General features: G+C 68.9%; 17 protein-coding genes. 7 read left to right on the top strand and 10 right to left on the bottom strand.

Annotation, left to right across the window (positions count from 1 at the left end):
- Positions 1-14: 14 nt before the first annotated feature.
- Positions 15-1,505 (bottom strand): CCA tRNA nucleotidyltransferase, encoded by a 1,491-nt coding sequence (locus ASC60_RS01800; RefSeq protein WP_055545958.1) that lies wholly within the window; start codon positions 1,503-1,505, stop codon positions 15-17.
- 180 nt (positions 1,506-1,685) lie between these two features.
- On the opposite strand from ASC60_RS01800, the gene ASC60_RS01795 reads away from it, so the two are divergent.
- The 7 genes from ASC60_RS01795 to trxA all read left to right on the top strand — a co-directional run bounded on the left by ASC60_RS01795 (position 1,686) and on the right by trxA (position 11,425).
- Positions 1,686-4,013, top strand: coding sequence for a DUF6049 family protein (locus tag ASC60_RS01795; RefSeq protein ID WP_079038095.1), 2,328 nt, complete (start codon positions 1,686-1,688; stop codon positions 4,011-4,013).
- 48 nt (positions 4,014-4,061) lie between these two features.
- The gene (murJ, locus tag ASC60_RS01790; RefSeq protein WP_055545956.1) at positions 4,062-6,395 is read left to right on the top strand and encodes a murein biosynthesis integral membrane protein MurJ; all 2,334 of its coding nucleotides are present in this window, start codon (positions 4,062-4,064) and stop codon (positions 6,393-6,395) included.
- A 110-nt stretch (positions 6,396-6,505) separates the two neighbouring features.
- Positions 6,506-8,239, top strand: coding sequence for a protein kinase family protein (locus ASC60_RS01785; protein WP_055545954.1), 1,734 nt, complete (start codon positions 6,506-6,508; stop codon positions 8,237-8,239).
- Between the two features lie 37 nt (positions 8,240-8,276).
- On the top strand, positions 8,277-8,966 hold the full coding sequence (gene sigM / locus ASC60_RS01780) for an RNA polymerase sigma factor SigM (protein ID WP_055545952.1): 690 nt from the start codon (positions 8,277-8,279) through the stop codon (positions 8,964-8,966).
- Positions 8,963-9,949, top strand: a complete 987-nt coding sequence (locus tag ASC60_RS01775) for a hypothetical protein (protein WP_055545950.1) — start codon at positions 8,963-8,965, stop codon at positions 9,947-9,949. Before sigM ends, ASC60_RS01775 begins: the two co-directional genes overlap by 4 nt.
- A gap of 151 nt (positions 9,950-10,100) precedes the next feature.
- Positions 10,101-11,054: a thioredoxin-disulfide reductase gene (gene trxB, locus ASC60_RS01770; protein ID WP_055545948.1), complete on the top strand. Its 954-nt coding sequence runs from the start codon at positions 10,101-10,103 to the stop codon at positions 11,052-11,054.
- Between the two features lie 41 nt (positions 11,055-11,095).
- Entirely contained in the window at positions 11,096-11,425 is a 330-nt protein-coding gene (trxA, locus tag ASC60_RS01765; protein ID WP_009716492.1) for a thioredoxin, read from the top strand.
- 66 nt (positions 11,426-11,491) lie between these two features.
- Here trxA and ASC60_RS01760 read toward each other — a convergent pair whose 3' ends face one another.
- The 9 genes from ASC60_RS01760 to rpmH form a co-directional block, all read right to left on the bottom strand.
- On the bottom strand, positions 11,492-12,109 hold the full coding sequence (locus tag ASC60_RS01760; protein ID WP_055545947.1) for a GNAT family N-acetyltransferase: 618 nt from the start codon (positions 12,107-12,109) through the stop codon (positions 11,492-11,494).
- A gap of 325 nt (positions 12,110-12,434) precedes the next feature.
- Complete coding sequence (locus tag ASC60_RS01755; RefSeq protein ID WP_079038094.1) at positions 12,435-13,580, bottom strand: ParB/RepB/Spo0J family partition protein; 1,146 nt, start codon at positions 13,578-13,580, stop codon at positions 12,435-12,437.
- Positions 13,577-14,668: a ParA family protein gene (locus ASC60_RS01750; RefSeq protein ID WP_079038093.1), complete on the bottom strand. Its 1,092-nt coding sequence runs from the start codon at positions 14,666-14,668 to the stop codon at positions 13,577-13,579. Before ASC60_RS01750 ends, ASC60_RS01755 begins: the two co-directional genes overlap by 4 nt.
- A gap of 248 nt (positions 14,669-14,916) precedes the next feature.
- Complete coding sequence (gene rsmG / locus ASC60_RS01745; RefSeq protein WP_055545944.1) at positions 14,917-15,630, bottom strand: 16S rRNA (guanine(527)-N(7))-methyltransferase RsmG; 714 nt, start codon at positions 15,628-15,630, stop codon at positions 14,917-14,919.
- 111 nt (positions 15,631-15,741) lie between these two features.
- The gene (locus tag ASC60_RS01740; RefSeq protein ID WP_055545943.1) at positions 15,742-16,251 is read right to left on the bottom strand and encodes a R3H domain-containing nucleic acid-binding protein; all 510 of its coding nucleotides are present in this window, start codon (positions 16,249-16,251) and stop codon (positions 15,742-15,744) included.
- 15 nt (positions 16,252-16,266) lie between these two features.
- Positions 16,267-17,406, bottom strand: coding sequence for a membrane protein insertase YidC (gene yidC, locus ASC60_RS01735; RefSeq protein ID WP_055545942.1), 1,140 nt, complete (start codon positions 17,404-17,406; stop codon positions 16,267-16,269).
- A gap of 3 nt (positions 17,407-17,409) precedes the next feature.
- Positions 17,410-17,727 carry a membrane protein insertion efficiency factor YidD gene (gene yidD, locus ASC60_RS01730; protein ID WP_009716485.1) on the bottom strand — a complete coding sequence of 106 codons (318 nt, stop codon included), beginning with the start codon at positions 17,725-17,727 and terminating at the stop codon, positions 17,410-17,412.
- A complete protein-coding gene (rnpA, locus tag ASC60_RS38670; protein ID WP_079038092.1) occupies positions 17,724-18,107 on the bottom strand; it encodes a ribonuclease P protein component in 384 nt (127 codons plus the stop codon). Before rnpA ends, yidD begins: the two co-directional genes overlap by 4 nt.
- Positions 18,108-18,131: 24 nt before the next feature.
- The gene (rpmH, locus tag ASC60_RS38665; RefSeq protein WP_003956500.1) at positions 18,132-18,269 is read right to left on the bottom strand and encodes a 50S ribosomal protein L34; all 138 of its coding nucleotides are present in this window, start codon (positions 18,267-18,269) and stop codon (positions 18,132-18,134) included.
- Positions 18,270-18,415: the final 146 nt, after the last annotated feature.

Here is an 18,415-nt window from a genome sequence, read left to right as displayed (position 1 = left end):
TCGCGGGCGCGGCCTCAGCCCTGGGACTGGGCCGCCCACCACTCCTTGAGCGCCTCGACGGCGGCGTCCCGGTCCATGGGACCGTGCTCCAGCCTCAGCTCCAGCAGATGCTTGTACGCCTTGCCGACCTCGGGCCCCGGAGCGACACCGAGCACCTTCATGATCTCGTTGCCGTCGAGGTCCGGGCGGATCGCATCCAGCTGTTCCTGCTCCTGCAGCCGGGCGATCCGCTCCTCCAGACCGTCGTACGCCCGCGAAAGCGCCATGGCCTTCCGCTTGTTGCGCGTCGTGCAGTCCGAGCGGGTGAGCTTGTGTAGCCGGTCCAGCAGCGGCCCCGCGTCGCGCACATAGCGCCGCACGGCTGAATCGGTCCATTCGCCGGTGCCGTAGCCGTGGAAGCGCAGATGCAGCTCGACCAGCCGGGAGACCTCCTTGACCAGCTCATTGGAGTACTTGAGCTTCGTCATCCGAGACTTGGTCATCTTGGCGCCGACCACCTCGTGGTGGTGGAAGGAGACCCGGCCGTCCTTCTCGAAGCGGCGCGTCTTCGGCTTCCCGATGTCGTGCAGCAGCGCGGCCAGCCGCAGCACCAGATCGGGCCCGTTCTCCTCCAGGTCGATGGCCTGATCCAGCACGGTCAGCGAGTGCTCGTACACGTCCTTGTGCCGGTGATGCTCATCGCGCTCCAGCCGCAGCGCGGGGATCTCCGGCAGTACGCAGTCGGCGAGCCCGCTCTCGACCAGCAGCCGCAGCCCCTTCCGGGGGTGGGCGCCCAGGACCAGTTTGTTCAGCTCGTCACGGACCCGCTCCGCCGAGACGATGTCGATCCGTCCGGCCATCGCCTTCATCGCGGCGACCACCTCGGGCGCCACCTCGAAGTCCAGCTGGGAGGCGAACCGCGCCGCGCGCATCATCCGCAGTGGATCGTCGGAGAAGGACTCCTGCGGGGTTCCCGGGGTCCGCAGCACCCGCGCGGCGAGATCTTCGAGCCCGTTGTGCGGGTCGATGAACTCCTTCTGCGGGAGTGCCACCGCCATCGCGTTGACGGTGAAGTCCCGGCGGACCAGATCTTCTTCGATGGATTCGCCGTAGGACACCTCGGGCTTCCGGGATGTCCGGTCATAGGCTTCCGAGCGATATGTCGTGATTTCGATCTGGAAGTTCTGATGCGACCCGTTGTCGCCCGGCCCTTCCTTCTGGCAGCCGACCGTGCCGAAGGCGATGCCCACCTCCCACACGGCGTCCGCCCAGGGCCGGACGATCTTCAGCACCTCGTCGGGGCGGGCATCCGTCGTGAAGTCCAGATCGTTACCGAGCCGGCCGAGCAGCGCGTCCCGTACCGAGCCGCCGACCAGCGCCAGGCTGAACCCGGCCGTCGAAAAGCGTCGGGCAAGATCGTCGGCGACGGGAGAGACCCGCAGGAGTTCGGCCACGGCGCGGCGCTGCACCTGGTTGAGCTCATTGGTGGACTGCGGGGATCGGCTGTCATTGTTGGCGTTCGGCACAACAGAACAGGGTACGTGGCCGCGCGCCCCGGGGCCTCCACGTTGATCGTCGGTTCCATCACGGTGACGATCTTGTGGAGCCGTCCACAGCACTTCGTCACAGCGGGCATCGTTACCATTCCGTGGACGCACATTGCGACGACCACTGACGATCACTGACGACAAGGGACGGGCGAGCGCGTGGCCGATGCGGCAGACCTCCGGGAGACGACGTCCTCTCGCGCCCGTCGATGGCTACGGCGGACCGGGGCGCTGCTCGCAGCGGCTCCGGTACTCGCGGGCGTGCTGCAGGCCCCGGGGGCTCCCGCCGCCCATGCGGCGGGCAAACCCACCGGCTCGCGCTCCGTGGACGTCGACATCACCTCGTTGACGCCCACCGCACCTGCCAAGAGCGACACGCTCACCGTCAGCGGCACCGTCACCAACGACAGCGGTTCGACGGTCTCCGGCGCCCATGTCGGCCTCCGGGTCGGCCCCACCATGGAGGGCCGCAACGCGATCGACAGCGTCTCCCGGCGGACCGGCTACCAGCAGGGCGCCGACGGCACCGAGATCGGCGGCAAGTACGCCGAGAAGATCGGCAAGCTGGGCGCGGGGGTCAGCCGGGACTTCACGCTCTCCATACCGGTGAACGAGCTGCACCTCGGGGAGAACGGCGTCTATCAGCTCGGCGTCTCCCTCAGTGGTCAGACCCGGAGCCGCCCCTGGCAGCAGGTGCTGGGCATCAAGCGCACCTTCCTGCCCTGGCAGTCGAGTGCGCCGGCGAAGAAGTCCCAGCTCACCTATCTGTGGCCGCTGATCTCCACGCCCCATATGACCTCGCGCACCGACGCGGACGAGGACCGGACACCGATCTTCCGGGACGACCGTCTCAAGGCGGAGCTGGCCCCCGGCGGCCGGCTCCAGCAGATGGTCAGCCTGGGAAAGAACCTCCCCATCACCTGGGTGATCGACCCCGATCTGCTCGCCACGGTCGACGCGATGACGCGGGAGTACGAGGTCCAGAACCGGCACGGGGACGGCACCACCGCGGGTAGCGGCCAGGCCGTCGCCAAGCGGTGGCTCAACGACCTGCAGAAGGCCGTGCAGGGCCATCAGGTGGTCGCCCTGCCGTTCTCCGACCCCGACCTCGCGTCGCTCGCCCACCACGGCAAGAACGTCCCCGGCGCCCTCAGCCACCTCCGGGACGCCACCGAGTTGGCTTCGACGACCGTGGAGACGGTCCTCGGAGTGAAGCCGCGCACCGACTTCGCCTGGCCCGCCGACGGCGCGGTCGACTCCTCGATCGTCGATGTCGCCACCTCCGCGGGCGCCCACAACGTCATCGCCCGGAGCGACAGCCTCCGGGAGACCGGCAGCCTCTCGTACACCCCCACCGCGGCCCGGCAGATCGGCGGCGGCAACACGGCGGTGGTCGCCGACGCCCGGCTCTCCACGGCCTTCACCGGCGACATGTCCAAGGCGGACAACTCCACGCTCGCCATCCAGCGGTTCCTCGCCCAGAGCCAGATGATCAACCTGCAGTCGCCGGACCGGCAGCGCAGCATCGTCGTGGCTCCGCAGCGCATCCCCACCACCAGCCAGGCGCAGGCCATGGCGGCGGCCCTGGACGGCCTGTCCGGGCAGTGGACCCAGCCGATGAACCTGGGGCAGGCCGTGAAGGCCAAGCCCGACCCGAACGCCACCCAGCGCGTGCCCAGCACCCGCGCGTACCCCGCCTCGCTCCGCCGCCAGGAGCTGCCGACCCAGGCGTTCGAGGACGTCCGGAAGACCCAGGGCACGCTCGACCGGTTCGTGACCATCCTCACCGCCAAGTACCACGTGGTCTCTCCCTTCGGAAACGCGATCCGGCGGGAGATGTCCACCTCATGGCGGGGCGATGCCCGGGGCGCCACCCACTTCCGCGAGGGCGTGCAGGGGTATCTGGAGGGGCTGACCAAGAAGGTGCGCCTGATCCCGAAGACGGACATGACCCTGTCCGGGCGCAGCGCGACCATCCCGGTGACCGTGCAGAACAACCTGGTGCAGGGCGTTCAGCTGCGGCTGATCCTCCGCTCCCAGCAGGGCAACCGCCTGGCGGTCAGCGAGCCCCAGGTCGTCAACGTCGAGGGCGGGCACAGCCAGTCCGTGAAGTTCGGGACGACGGCCAACGCGAACGGCCCGGTATGGGTGTCGGCCCGGTTGGTCACGCCGGACGGGCAGCCGTACAGCGGCGAGATGGCGTTCGAGGTGAATGTCACCGAAATCACATCGACCGTCATCCTCGTCATCGCGGGCGGTGTACTGCTGCTGGTACTCGCCGGAATCCGCATCTACCTCCAGCGCAAGCGGACCGCCACCGCGGACGGCGGCGACGAGGACGCGCAGGAGAACGAGGTGAAGGACGCGGAGACCGACGGAGACGACCCCGCCTCCGCCCTCGTGCCCGAGCAGCCGAGTGACCCGGCGCCGGACACCGGTTCGCAAAGCGCCGGGGCATCCGGCGCGGGTGAGAAAGTGGACCATTGAGCAATTCCGGGGCCGGTCGGCCGCAGCGGACGATGAGGTGGGGTAGCGATGAACGCGCCGTATGACGGTGAGAGGCGGATGCCACCGCCTTCCCCCCACGCGCCCCAGGAACCGTACGGGCAGGAGCCGCACCAGAACGATCCGTACCTGGGCGACGGCCACCAGGCACCCGCGGGCGATCCGCGCCAGGATTACGGGCAGTACTACGTGCAGGATCCGTACGCGGACGACCCGTACGCCACCGGCAGCTTCACGCCGCACCCCTATCCGGCCCAGGACGCGTACGGCCATGACCCGCTGACGGATCCGCTGTACGACCGGTCCGCCCCCCAGCAGGACGGCTACCAGCAGCAGTCCGCCGCACCGCAGGGCGCCGATCCGCAGGCCTGGCCGGTGGCACCCGGCTCCCAGGAGCCGGCGCGGCAGAGTTACGCGGCCGAGCCCACCGCCACGGGCTACGGTGACCAGGGCGGCTACGGGGCGGGGGAGCAGCCGCAGCAGGACGCCTTCGCGCACCTCTACCGCGACCAGCAGCAGCCCTACGACCCGCGGCGCGCCCAGGGGCAACCGCAGGGCGCCGCCCAGGGCTATCCGCCCGTGCCCCCACCGGGCCAGCCACCGATGCCCGGCCCCGCGCGGCACGAGTCCGCGCCCCCGTCGGCCGCCGCTCCCACGGTGACCGCTCCGGTGGTGAGCCCCCCCGAGACCGACGAGCAGGCCGAGGCCGCCCCGAAGCGCTCCGGCGGCCGTGCGGCCAGCCTCCTTCAGTCCAGCGCCCTCATGGCCGCCGGCACCCTGGTCTCGCGGCTGACCGGCTTCGTCCGCCAGATGGCGATCGTCGCGGCCCTCGGCGCCGCCTCCGTGGGCCAGACCTACGCGGTCGCCTACCAGCTGCCCGCGATGATCTACTTCCTCACCGTCGGCGGCGGCCTGAACTCCGTCTTCGTCCCGCAGCTCGTGCGCGCGATGAAGGAGGACAAGGACGGCGGCGTCGCCTACGCCAACCGTCTGCTCACCCTCGCGATGGTCGCCCTCGGCAGCCTGGTCGCCCTGTCCATGCTCGCGGCGCCGCTCCTGATCCGGATGCTCTCGCCGTCCATCGCGAACGACCCGCCCTCCAACGAGGTCGCGGTCGCCTTCGCCCGCTACTGCCTGCCCACCATCTTCTTCATGGGTGTGCACGTCGTGGTCGGCCAGATCCTCAACGCCCGCGGCAGGTTCGGCGCGATGATGTGGACCCCGGTCCTCAACAACATCGTCGTCATCGCCACCTTCGGCCTCTTCATCTGGGTGTTCGGAACCTCCAGCACCTCCAAGATGGGCGTCACCACCATCACGGACGAGGGCATCCGGCTGCTCGGCATCGGCACCCTGCTCGGCCTCACCGTCCAGGCCCTGGCGATGTTCCCCTACCTCCTGGCCTCCGGCTTCCGCTTCCGCCCCCGCTTCGACTGGCGGGGCCACGGCCTCGGCAAGGCCGCCAAGCTCGCCAAGTGGACCGTGCTGTTCGTGCTCGCCAACCAGGCCGGCAACATCGTGGTGACCCAGCTCGCCACCGCGGCCGGTTCCGACGCCGAGAACATGGACGCTCCCGGGGCCAGCTACGTCGGCTACACCAGCGCCCAGCTGATCTGGAACATGCCGCAGGCCATCATCACCGTCTCGGTGATGGCCGCGCTGCTGCCCCGGCTTTCCCGGTCGGCCCACGACGGCGACCCCGGGGCGGTCCGCGACGACATCTCCCAGGGCCTGCGCACCTCCGCCGTCGCCATCGTCCCGCTCGCCTTCGGCTTCGTGGCGCTCGGCATTCCCCTGTGCACCCTGCTCTTCGGCACCTCGGGCACCGCGACGGCCCAGAACATGGGCTACATCCTGATGGCGTTCGGCGTCGGACTCATCCCGTTCTCGGTGCAGTACGTCGTCCTGCGCGGCTTCTACGCCTACGAGGACACCCGAACCCCCTTCTACAACACGGTCATCGTCGCCGCCGTCAACGCGGCCGCCTCCGCCCTTTGCTACTTCGTTCTTCCGCCCCAGTGGATCGTGGCCGGTATGGCCGCCTCCTACGGCCTGGCGTACGCCGCCGGCGTGGGCGTGGCCTGGAAGCGACTGCGCAACCGGCTGGGCGGCGACCTCGACGGCCGCCGTGTCGTGCGCACCTACACCCGTCTGGTGGGCGCCAGCGTCCCCGCCGCTGTGCTGAGCGGCGCTGCGGCTTATGCCATCACTCAGGCGCTGGGTTCCGGCATGTCCGGGTCCGTAGCCTCATTGGCGGGCGGAGGTCTCGTTCTTATCGCGGTCTTCTACATTGCTGCGAAACGGATGCGCATTGAAGAGCTGACGGCCATGGTCGGTATGGTGCGCGGACGACTCGGACGCTGATCGTTGAGCACAACCATCGTCCGTCATCGTGTGTCGTGCATAGCGGCGGACTGTGGGCACAATTGTCTTGGCTCGGAGTAGGCGCAACGGATGGGGAGGCAGGAACGACGGTGGCGGAACGGAGCACGGCTGCCGTCGACGTGGCCGACAGCGACGGCGAGGAGTCGCTGACCGCCGAGGCGGGAAAGGCCACGGCCGACGGGGCGGGGACGCAACAGAAGGCCGGTACGGATACAGAGGCCGCGGGCAACCGGGACAAGGGTGCCGCGGCCGACGTAAATCCCCCCGAGCTGCACAGCGGCCACAAGCTGGCCAGACGCTACCGTTTGGAGGAATGCGTCACCCGACTGGACGGATTCAGCAGTTGGCGTGCGGTGGACGAGAAACTGCGCCGGGCCGTCGGCGTACACGTCCTGCCCGCCGACCATCCGCGGGCCCGCCCGGTGCTGGCCGCCGCCCGCTCGGCGGCGCTGCTGGGTGACCCCCGCTTCGTCCAGGTACTCGACGCCGTCGAGGAGAACGACCTCGTCTACGTCGTCCACGAATGGCTTCCCGACGCCACCGAGCTCACCGCCGTGCTCGCCTCGGGGCCGCTCGAGCCGCATGACGCCTATCAACTGGTCAGCCAGGTCTCCCAGGCCATGGCCGCCGCCCACCGCGAGGGCCTGGCCCATCTGCGGCTGAACCCCGGCTCCGTCCTACGCACGGAATCGGGCCAGTACCGCATCCGCGGCCTCGCCGTCATGGCCGCGCTGCGCGGCATCAGCTCCGAACACCCCCAGCGCACCGACACCGAGTCGATCGGCGCACTGCTCTACGCCGCGCTCACCCAGCGCTGGCCCTACGACAAGGACGCCCACGGCCTCTCCGGGCTTCCCAAGGGCGTCGGCCTGATCGCGCCCGACCAGGTCCGCGCGGGAGTCCACCGGGGGCTGTCCGAGCTGGCGATGCGCGCACTGGTCAACGACGGCGCCACCGCATCCCGTCAGGACCAGCCCTGCACCACCCCGGAGGAGCTGTCCAAGGCGGTCGCGGCCATGCCGCGCATCCGGCCGCCCGAGCCCGTCTTCACGCCCTCCCCGGCGTACCAGCACACGACCTACCAACAGGGCTACGGCCAGCCGCCCGCCCACGGCGGCCCGTCGCGCACGGCCCGCCCGGTCGCGGCCCCCCTGCCTCCGCCACCCCCGCTGCAGAGCCGTACCGGCAAGGCCCTCAAGTGGACCGTCTCGGCCCTGTTGATCGCGGCCCTGGGCCTCGGCAGCTGGCAACTCGCGGACACCCTTCTGAAGGAAGAAAACAAGCCGGACCCCGGTAGGTCCACCAGTCAGAAGGACGACGACAAGCCCGGTCAGGTTGCCAGCAAGCCGATCCAGATCCAAGACGCCGCCGAGTACGCCCCGGACGGCAAACCGCAGAACGCCGACCAGGCGAAGCTCACCCATGACGGAGACGCCTCCACCCTCTGGCGCACCTACGGCTACAACGACGGTCCGCGGCTCGCCCCGTACAAGAAGGGCGTCGGGATCGTCTACGACCTCGGTTCCGAGCAGAGCCTGAAGGGCGCCTCCATCGGGCTGCACTACGGCGGCTCCTACACCGAGGTCTCGCTGTACGCCACGGACTCCCTGACCCCGTCGGCCTCGGGCTCCGATCCCGTCGGCTCGTTCAAGAAGCTGGCGACGGAGAAGACATCGGGCAAGAGCGTCGACCTGAAGGTCAAGAGCGAGGCCAAGGCCCGTTACGTCCTCGTCTGGCTCACCGCTCTGCCGTACTCTCCCCCGGAGCAGTACTTCACGCGCCCCTACAAGCAGGCCATCACTGAAGTGAAGTTCACCGGCTGATCCAGAGCAGCCGGCCGACCGGGGAGGGGGCTCAACGTTGGACGACGCCACCATCGGCGGAGCAAGCGACGGCGAGCTCCTCGCTCAGCACGTGGCCGGTGATCCGCATGCCTTCGGTGAGATCGTGCGGCGCCACCGCGACAGACTCTGGGCGGTGGCGCTGCGCACCCTCGGCGACCGGGAGGAGGCCGCCGACGCGGTCCAGGACGCGCTCGTCTCCGCCTACCGCGCCGCGCACACCTTCCGGGGCCAGTCCGCCGTGACGACCTGGCTCCACCGCATCACGGTCAACGCGTGTCTGGACCGGGCCCGCAAGGCCGCCTCCCGCCGCACCTCCCCCGTCGACGACACCGAACGGCTCGAGCAGCTTCTGGAGCCCCACGAGTCGGCCGCCGCGCCCGCCGAGCGCGGTGATCTCCATCGCGAGCTGCTGGGAGCGCTGCGCACCCTCCCGCCCGAGCAGCGCGCGGCCCTGGTGCTGGTCGACATGCAGGGCTACCCCGTGGCGGAAGCCGCCAAGGTCCTGGACGTCCCCACCGGCACCGTGAAGAGCCGCTGTGCGCGGGGACGCGCCCGGCTGCTGCCGCTCCTCTCGCATCTCCATCCCAACGGGAGGGGTAGCGTCCCGTCCGACCGGGGAAGGAACCGGTCGCAGGGGACATCCGTCCCACCAGCGGCAGGACCGACTGACACAGATGCCGTGAAGGGCGGAGGTGGGCGAGCGTGACATCCTCGACGGACACGGACGAGCACCCGGAAGTCGCGGAGATCTCCGCGCTCACCGAAGGCCTGCTCTCTCCGTCCCGCACCGTCGATGTGCGCACGCACCTCGCCACCTGCGGGCTGTGCGCCGATATGCAGACCTCCCTGGACGACATCCGCTCCACGCTGGGCACCCTTCCCGGGCCGGTGCGCATGCCCGACGACATCGCGGGCCGGATCGACGCCGCACTCGCCGCCGAAGCCCTTCTCGACGCGACAGCCCCCGGTGATGACGCCTCGGTTTCACGTGAAACCGAGGCCGCCGACTCCGCAGGGCATGTTTCACGTGAAACCGAGCCCACGGCCGCCCCCTCAGCTCCCGCAGGCCCCTCAGGCCCCGCAGCCGACGGAAGGCCTTCCCCGGCCGTGGACCGGCCCGCAGGGCGACCGCGCGCCGCCACCGGACCGGGACGCAAGGCCGCTCCTCGCACCGGCACAGGAGCCCGTGGAGGGCGCGCTCGGCGCTGGCCCAAGGTGGCGCTCGGCACCGCGTGCGCTGCGGCCGTGATCGGTATCGGCAGCCTCTTCTTCCCGAGCGGTTCCGAACACGACAAGGGCGGGCCCGGCGCCACGGCCCACGCGGACCCCAGCTCCACGGCGAAGGCCACCCTCTCCACCGGGACCCTCAAGAACCGGGTGCGGGAGATGCTCGCCGACCGGAAGGCCACCCCGTCGCATGGAGTCACCACTCAGAACACTCCGGATATGCCGCTGCGTGCGGAAGACCCGGTGGTTCCGTCCTGTGTCCAGCGTGGGACCAGCCGCTCCGAGCCGGTTCTCGCCGCGCAGCAGGACACCTACGGCGGCAAGCCGGCCTACATCGTCGTGCTGCCGCATCCCTCCGACAGCTCGCTCGTCGACGCCTTCGTGATCGACGCGTCCTGCGTCTCCGCCTCTCACTCCAGCCCCGGGAAGCTTCTGGTGACCCGTACGTATCCGCGAAGCTGAGGCACACCCCACACCCACGGCCCGCCTGGCCGCACGCGGGAATGCGGGACCCGTAGGATCCGTTGGGTGGGATGGCAGCGGTTCCCCGGAAACCCGGGGAGTGCGCCGTCCAGTCAGCAGTCGGCAGTCGGCAGAGACAAGGAAGACATCCGTGAGCGACGTCCGCAACGTGATCATCATCGGTTCCGGGCCCGCGGGCTATACGGCCGCGCTCTACACCGCCCGCGCTTCCTTGAAGCCGCTGGTCTTCGAAGGATCCGTGACCGCCGGTGGTGCCCTGATGAACACCACCGATGTGGAGAACTTCCCCGGCTTCCGCGAGGGCATCATGGGCCCCGACCTGATGGACAACATGCGGGGGCAGGCCGAGCGCTTCGGCGCCGAGCTGATCCCGGACGATGTGGTCGCGGTCGACCTCAGCGAGGACATCAAGACCGTCACCGACTCCGCCGGTACGGTGCACCGCGCGAAGACCATCATCGTCAGCACCGGCTCCCAGCACCGCAAGCTGGGGCTGGCCCGCGAGGACGAGCTTTCGGGACGTGGCGTCTCCTGGTGTGCCACCTGTGACGGGTTCTTCTTCAAGGACCAGGACATCGCCGTCATCGGCGGCGGTGACACCGCGATGGAAGAAGCGACCTTCCTGTCGCGGTTCGCCAAGTCGGTCACCGTGGTCCACCGTCGGGACACGCTGCGGGCCAGCAAGGCGATGCAGGAGCGTGCCTTCGCCGACCCGAAGATCTCGTTCGTCTGGGACAGCGAGGTCACGGAGATCCACGGCAATGGCAAGCTGTCCGGCCTGACCCTGCGCGACGTCAAGAAGGACGAGACCTCCGAGCTGCCGGTTACCGGTCTCTTCATCGCGATCGGCCATGACCCGCGGACCGAGCTGTTCAAGGGCCAGCTGCACCTGGACGACGAGGGCTACCTGAAGGTCGAGTCGCCCTCCACTCGCACGAACGTGCCGGGTGTCTTCGCCGCGGGTGATGTCGTGGACCACACCTACCGTCAGGCGATCACCGCCGCCGGCACCGGTTGTGCGGCCGCCCTGGACGCCGAGCGCTTCCTGGCCTCCCTGGGCGACAGCGAAGACGCGACTGTCTGAATCCGCTTCCATCCCTGCACCAACGATTAAGGAGAGTAGCCATGGCCGGTGCCACGGTCACCGTGACGGACGCCGACTTCGAGGAGACCGTCCTCAAGAGCGACAAGCCGGTACTCGTCGACTTCTGGGCCGCGTGGTGCGGTCCGTGCCGGCAGATCGCCCCCTCTCTGGAGGCCATCGCCGCCGAGCACGCCGACAAGATCGTCATCGCCAAGCTCAACATTGACGAGAACCCGGCCACGGCCGCCAAGTACGGCGTGATGTCCATTCCGACGCTCAATGTCTACCAGGGCGGCGAGGTCGCCAAGACCATCGTCGGCGCCAAGCCGAAGGCCGCGATCGAGCGCGATCTGGCCGACTTCATCGGCTGAGCCACCACCCGCATACACGAAGGGGCTGCCCGAGAGGGCAGCCCCTTCGTGTTTCACGTGGAACGCTCAGAGCGGACGGAGAGCGGGCTCCTTCTGGACCGCCCCGAGCAGGCGGTCCAGCGCCAGCTCGACGTCCTCCTTCCAGGAGATCGTCGTTCTCAGCTCAAGCCTCAGCCGGGGATACCGCGGATGCGGCCGCACGGTTTTGAAGCCCACCGCGAGAAGGTGGTCGGCGGGCAGCACACACGCCGGTTCCTTCCAGGTGGCGTCTCCGAACGCCTCGATCGCCTTGAAGCCCCGGCGGATCAGGTCCTTCGCGACGGTCTGGACCATCACCCGGCCCAGCCCCTGACCCTGGTAGCCCGGCATGAGCCAGGCGGTCATCAGCTGCACGGCATCCGCCGCGACCGGGCTCGTCGGAAAGGCCGTGGACCGCGGCACATACGCGGGCGGCGCGTAGAGCACGAAGCCCACCGGCACATCATCGACGTAGACCACTCGGCCGCAGGATCCCCACTCCAGCAGAACGGCCGAGATCCAGGCTTCCTTCTCCAGCTCCGGACGTCCGGCCCTTACGGCAGCCTCGCCGCTGACCGGGTCGAGCTCCCAGAAGACACACGCGCGACAGCGCTTGGGGATGTCCGGGAGGTTGTCCAGCGTGAGCGGTACAAGCCGACGCCCCATGAAGCCAGTCCCTCACTTCCGTGACCAGCCGCGGCACGGGCGGCTGACAGCGCACTACGCTCCCTGATCAGACTACCGACAAAACCGCCGACAGCGCCCAGGCCCAACCCTGTGGCCACCAGTCCGGTGCGGCTCACCGATCGCATGGCCCTGCCCTTCGCATGAGGTGCCTCCCCATGGAACCGCCCTACCTGATCGCATCGTATCCGTGCGGAGATTGCACCGATACCGCCCGTGGGAAAAGAGCGGGTCGTGTCCCGATGTCATCGGAACACGACCCGCCCCACTCCGCGCTTTCCCACGGCCGAGCCGCACGGTCAGCGCCTCATTCGCCCTCGTCCGCCGCCTCGTCCTCGGCGGACAGCGGCTGCTCCAGTACCGGGCCTTCGCCCGGGGCCAGGGTGCCGAGAATCCGCTCCAGATCGTCTATCGAGGCAAACTCGACGACGATCTTCCCCTTCTTCTGACCGAGGTCGACCTTCACCCGGGTCTCGAACCGGTCCGACAGCCGGGACGCCAGATCCGTCAGCGCGGGGGACACCCGGGTACCGGCCCGCGGCCCCTTCGCCTTGGGAGTGCCACCCGACGTCGAACCCATCAGGGTGACGATCTCCTCGATCGCGCGCACCGACAGCCCTTCGGCAACGATGCGATGCGCCAGCCGGTCCTGTTCGTCCGCGTCCTCCACGGAGAGCAGGGCCCGGGCATGGCCCGCGGAGAGCACACCCGCCGCGACCCTGCGCTGGACAGAGGGAGAGAGCTTCAACAGCCGCAGCGTATTGGAGACCTGCGGACGCGAACGCCCGATCCGGTCCGCCAGCTCGTCATGCGTGCAGTTGAAGTCCTTCAGCAACTGATCGTACGCCGCGGCCTCTTCGAGCGGATTGAGCTGAGCCCGGTGCAGGTTCTCCAGCAGCGCGTCGAGCAGAAGCTTCTCGTCGTCGGTGGCCCGGACGATCGCGGGGATCTTCTCCAGCCCCGCCTCACGGCAGGCCCGCCAGCGCCGCTCGCCCATGATGAGCTCATAGCGCTCCGGCGCCAACTGCCGCACCACAACCGGCTGGAGGAGGCCGACCTCCTGGATCGAGGTGACCAGCTCGGCCAGGGCGTCCTCGTCGAACACCTCGCGCGGCTGTCGGGGGTTGGGCGTGATGAAGTCGAGCGGCAGCTCGGCGAAGTGCGCCCCGGCCACCTCATCCACCGGGGACGCCGGCGCGGCCTCGGGTTCCTTCTCCGGCGGGGCGGGCGGCTCGGTTTCACGTGGAACGCTCTGCGGGGACAGACCTGCCACCTTGGCCGCCGCCACCCCGCGCTCCTGGGTGAGCACCGGGACCGCGGTCGGCGAGGTCGTAGCCCCTGAGGTGGTGGTCGTTCCCCCGCCCGTCGCGGGTCCGGCGTTATCGGCCCCCTTCGGCGCGGGAGGGATCAAAGCACCGAGCCCACGGCCCAGTCCTCTGCGTCGCTCACTCACTGAATCCCCTCCTGCATGCTGTGCTGGTCGTGCTGGCTGATCTCGGGCATGGGCAAGGCATGAGCGTGCTGAGCGTCGTACTGCACGCTGACCCCCCGAAGCGCGATCTCCCGGGCCGCCTCGAGATAGGAGAGCGCTCCGCTCGATCCCGGGTCATAGGTGAGAACCGTCTGCCCATAGCTGGGGGCCTCGGAGATGCGCACCGATCTCGGGATGCTCGTCCGGAGCACCTCGCCGCCGAAGTGGCTGCGGACTTCGTCCGCCACCTGGGAGGCCAGCCGGGTCCGGCCGTCGTACATCGTAAGCAGGATCGTCGAGACATGGAGCTTGGGGTTGAGATGACCCCGCACCAGATCGACGTTGCGCAGGAGCTGCCCGAGCCCCTCCAGCGCGTAGTACTCGCACTGGATCGGGATCAGCACTTCCGCCCCGGCGACCAGCGCATTGACCGTCAACAGCCCGAGCGAGGGCGGACAGTCGATGAGGATGTAGTCCAGTGGCTGCTCGTAGGCCTGGATGGCCCGGTCCAGCCGGCTCTCCCTCGCCACCAAGGAGACCAGCTCGATCTCGGCTCCGGCGAGGTCGATGGTGGCCGGGGCACAGAACAGCCCCTCCACGTCCGGTACCGGCTGCACCACATCGGACAGCGGCCTGCTGTCGACCAGCACGTCGTAGATCGAGGGGACTTCGGCGTGGTGATCGATCCCCAGCGCCGTCGAGGCATTGCCCTGTGGGTCGAGGTCGATCACAAGGACCCGTCCGCCGTGCAGGGCGAGAGACGCCGCCAGATTGACCGTGGTCGTGGTCTTCCCGACCCCGCCCTTCTGGTTGGCGACCACCATCACCCGGGTCTGCTCCGGCCTGGGCAGTCCCTCACCAGCCCGGCCAAGCGCGTCCACCGCCAGTTGAGCGGCACGGCCAATAGGGGTGTCGTCCATCGGGGGCGGAGTTTCACGTGAAACGTCCTCCCCCGCCGATTCGGTACGGGGGCCGGGGACCGGGTCGGTCATCGGCCCCGCGATGTTGGCGTCGGACCGCAAGGATTCACTCTCCTCGACATCAGGCTCGCGATGCACAGAGCCTGCCATGCTTTGGGGGTTGTGAACCAGCGAGGCCCATTCTCCTGTGGATGAATCCACGTCTTTACGGGGGCGGCGGTCGCGGGGCAGAGCCGCCGCACGACCGCGACTGATGATTCCATGCAGCAGGGAGCGACGTTTCACGTGAAACACGATGCACGGACAGGCCCGTTGATCCGTCGCGACACTCCGGTATGCGTAGTTTAGGCAGCTTGTATGGAGCACCCCGTCAAGCCGCCCGGTCTACGTCCGAGCACTCAGGGCCGACGCCGTGGCGCCTTGCGCGCCGCCTTGGCGCGCTTCGCGGCGAAGCGCACACCCCCGGGGCTCTCCCCGACCTCGACCCGCACCACGGTGGACAGCGGATCGACGACGCCCTCGCCGACATGCAGCACCGACGTCCCCACCACACCGAGCTTACTCAGCGCCGCCCGGGCATGCTTCAGCTCCTCCTCGGCCGTATCACCCTTCAGCAGCAGCATCTCCCCGTACGGCCGCAGTAGCGGAACCCCCCAACCGGCCAGCCGGTCCAGCGGGGCCACCGCCCGAGCCGTGACCACGTGCATCGGGGGCAGCTTCCCCAGGACCTCCTCGGCCCGGCCACGCACGACCGTGACATGGTCCAGGCCCAGCAGCTCCACCACCTCCCGCAGGAAGTTCGTACGCCGCAGCAGCGGTTCCAGCAGAGTGATCTGCAGATCCGGGCGGGTCAGGGCGAGCGGAATACCGGGGAGACCGGCGCCGGAGCCCACATCGCAGACGGTGACCTCCTCGGGCACCACCTCGGAGAGCACGGCGCAGTTCAGCAGATGCCGCTCCCACAGCCGCGGCACCTCGCGCGGGCCGATCAGCCCGCGGGTCACGCCCACATCGGCCAACAGCTCGCCGTACCGAACGGCCTCCGGGAAGCGGTCACCGAATACATCCCGAGCCTCCTCGGGCGCCGGGGGGAGCTCCGCTGCTTCCGTCACGGGGACCGTCCTTCCGTACCGAGCACTGTGGTGAACGCTGATGTAAGGCTGACAAGATTCGGCCCCGCCTGCGCGCAGACGGGGCCGGGTCGACCATGGGACCGGGCCTGGTCAGGCCGGGAGTACGACCACGCAGCGCTGGGGCTCCTCGCCCTCGGACTCGCTGTGCAGTCCAGCGGCGGCCACCGCGTCGTGCACCACCTTGCGCTCGAAGGGCGTCATCGCCTTGAGCTTCACCGGCTCACCGGTGCCCTTCGCCTCTTCCGCGGCCTTGGTGCCCAGCTCGGTCAGCTCGGCACGCTTACGGGCCCGGTATCCGGCGATGTCGAGCATCAGCCGACTCCGGTCGCCGGTCTCCCGGTGCACCGCGAGCCGGGTCAGCTCCTGAAGGGCCTCCAGCACCTCGCCGTCCCGGCCGACCAGCTTCTGCAGGTCGCGGCTGGTCGAGTCGCTGATGATCGACACCGCTGCGCGGTCGGCCTCGACGTCCATGTCGATGTCACCGTCGAGGTCCGCGATGTCCAGCAGACCTTCGAGGTAGTCGGCCGCGATCTCCCCTTCCTGTTCGAGGCGGGTCAGGGTGTCGACACCCTCGGCGGCGGGGGTGGTGCCTTCCGTCACGGATGGACTCCTTCGTTACTTCTTGGACGGGTGCTTGGGACGCTGCTGACCCTTGCGCTGCCCGGACTTCGTGTTCCGGGAGCCGGAGGCCGAGCCGCCGGCAGGCTTGCCGCCCTGCGAGCCCTTCTTCTCCGCCGCGCTCTGCTGCGTCGGCTCCTGGTCGGACTTGTCCAGCTTCGCCGCGGACGCCGACTGCGCCGTCGCCCTGCTGTGGCCGTGGCCGCCGGCGGTGGTGCGCTGCGACTTGGTCTGCCGCTTGGGCTGCTGGCGGTTGGCGCGCGCGGTCTCGACGGCCTTCTTGGCGGCGACCTCGGCCGGCTCCTCCTTCAGCTTGCCCTTGGCCCGCAGGCGCTCCTGGCGCGCCTTGTAGGCGACGCTGCCCGGGGTCGGGTTGCGGCGGATGACGAACATCTGCTGCCCGAGGGTCCAGACGTTGGTGGTCAGCCAGTAGACGAGGACACCGACGGGGAAGTTGATGCCGAAGACGGCGAACATGATCGGGAAGACGTACATCAGCATCTTCTGCTGCTGCATGAACGGCGTCTTCACCGTGAGGTCGACGTTCTTGGTCATCAGCTGGCGCTGAGTGAAGAACTGCGACGCCGACATCAGCACGATCATGGTGATCGTCACGATGCGGACGTCCGTCAGCGAGGCTCCGAGGGACTCGACCTTCGAGGCGGAGTCCATGAACTTCACGGACAGGGGAGCGCCGAAGATGTGCGCGTTACGGGCGCTGTCCAACAGCGACTGGTCGATGACGCCGACCGTCCTGTTGTTCGCGATGTGGTTGAGGACCTGGTAGAGCGAGATGAAGAACGGCGACTGCGCGAGGATGGGCAAGCAGCTGGAGAGCGGGTTGGTGCCCGTCTCCTTGTACAGCTTCATCATCTCTTCGGACTGTCGCTGCTTGTCGCTCTTGTAGCGCTCCTGGATCGCCTTCATCTTCGGCTGGAGCGCCTGCATGTTCCGCGTCGACTTGATCTGCTTCACGAAGAGCGGGATCAGGCAGATGCGGATCAGCACCACCAGCGAAACGATGGACAGACCCCACGCCCAGCCACTGTTCCGGTCGAAAATGAGGCTGTAGAACGAGTGGAACTGGACGATGATCCAGGAAACTACGTCATAAAGAGGACCGAGGATCGTGTCCACGAATCAGGCTCCTTGGGCGTTGGGCTGGGTCTCGGGCTGTGCGGCAGGTTCCACAGCGGAGTGCCCGCCGAAGCGGTTCCGCAGCCGCTGGTGCCACACCGGATGCTTCCGGGGCGGCACGTGGTCGACGCCACCGAGCGACCACGGGTTGCAGCGCAGGATGCGCCACGCCGTCAGCGCCGTTCCTTTCACCGCGCCGTGCCGGTCGATGGCCGTATAGCCATAGTGCGAGCACGACGGGTAGTACTTGCAGACCGGTCCCAACATCGGGCTGATGGTCCACTGGTACAGCTTGATCAACCACAGCAGCGGGTACTTCATCTCGGCACCCCTCCCAGTAGCCGCTGGACCGCGGTGTCGAGGTCGCGGGCCAGCTGGTCGTGACCCGCCTCACCCGCACCGGGCAGCGCCCGTACGACCACAAGGCTACCTGCGGGAAAATGATCGAGTCGGTCCCGCATGAGATGGCGCAGTCTGCGCTTCACCAGATTACGGACGACGGCACCGCCGACCGCCTTGCTGACGACGAAACCCGCACGCGTCGGGGGAGCACTCTCCCCAGATGCGTGCGGGTCCGTGTTTTTGCTGGTGAGGCCGCTGCGAAAGTGCACGACAAGAAGCGGGCGACCAGCCCTGCGTCCTCGGCGTACCGCGGCCGCGAAGTCCTCGCGCCGCCTCAGCCGATGCTCGGTAGGCAGCACGTCATGGACCTTGGGTCAGGCTGCTCAGGCAGACAGGCGGGCGCGACCCTTGCTACGGCGAGACGCGAGGATCGCGCGGCCGGCACGGGTGCGCATACGCAGCCGGAAGCCGTGGGTCTTCGCGCGGCGGCGGTTGTTCGGCTGGAAGGTGCGCTTGCTCACTCGGGGGCTCCAGAAATGAATCGGGTAGTGGCGGTACATCGCCTGGCTGTCACCGTGCGCCCACGAGTAGCTCGCAATACGCCCGAGTGCACCGCTTCACGATCACGGATCATGAAGTCCGTGACCCTTGCCCATCGGAGGCAGGC

Origin of the sequence: Streptomyces sp. NBRC 110028 (assembly GCF_001417735.1) — a bacterium.
In the GTDB taxonomy this organism is placed as follows: Bacteria; Actinomycetota; Actinomycetes; order Streptomycetales; family Streptomycetaceae; genus Streptomyces.
The sequence above is the reverse complement of the archived record's forward strand: the minus strand, read 5'-3'. Positions and strand labels throughout refer to the sequence as shown.

Bases quoted from the DNA above. Each gene is read 5' to 3' on its own strand.
- murJ (WP_055545956.1), top strand. From the start codon at position 4,062: ATGAACGCGCCGTATGACGGTGAGAGGCGGATGCCACCGCCTTCCCCC.
- yidD (WP_009716485.1), bottom strand. From the start codon at position 17,727: ATGAAGTACCCGCTGCTGTGGTTGATCAAGCTGTACCAGTGGACCATC.
- ASC60_RS01760 (WP_055545947.1), bottom strand. From the start codon at position 12,109: ATGGGGCGTCGGCTTGTACCGCTCACGCTGGACAACCTCCCGGACATC.
- trxA (WP_009716492.1), top strand. From the start codon at position 11,096: ATGGCCGGTGCCACGGTCACCGTGACGGACGCCGACTTCGAGGAGACC.
- ASC60_RS01750 (WP_079038093.1), bottom strand. From the start codon at position 14,668: ATGGCAGGCTCTGTGCATCGCGAGCCTGATGTCGAGGAGAGTGAATCC.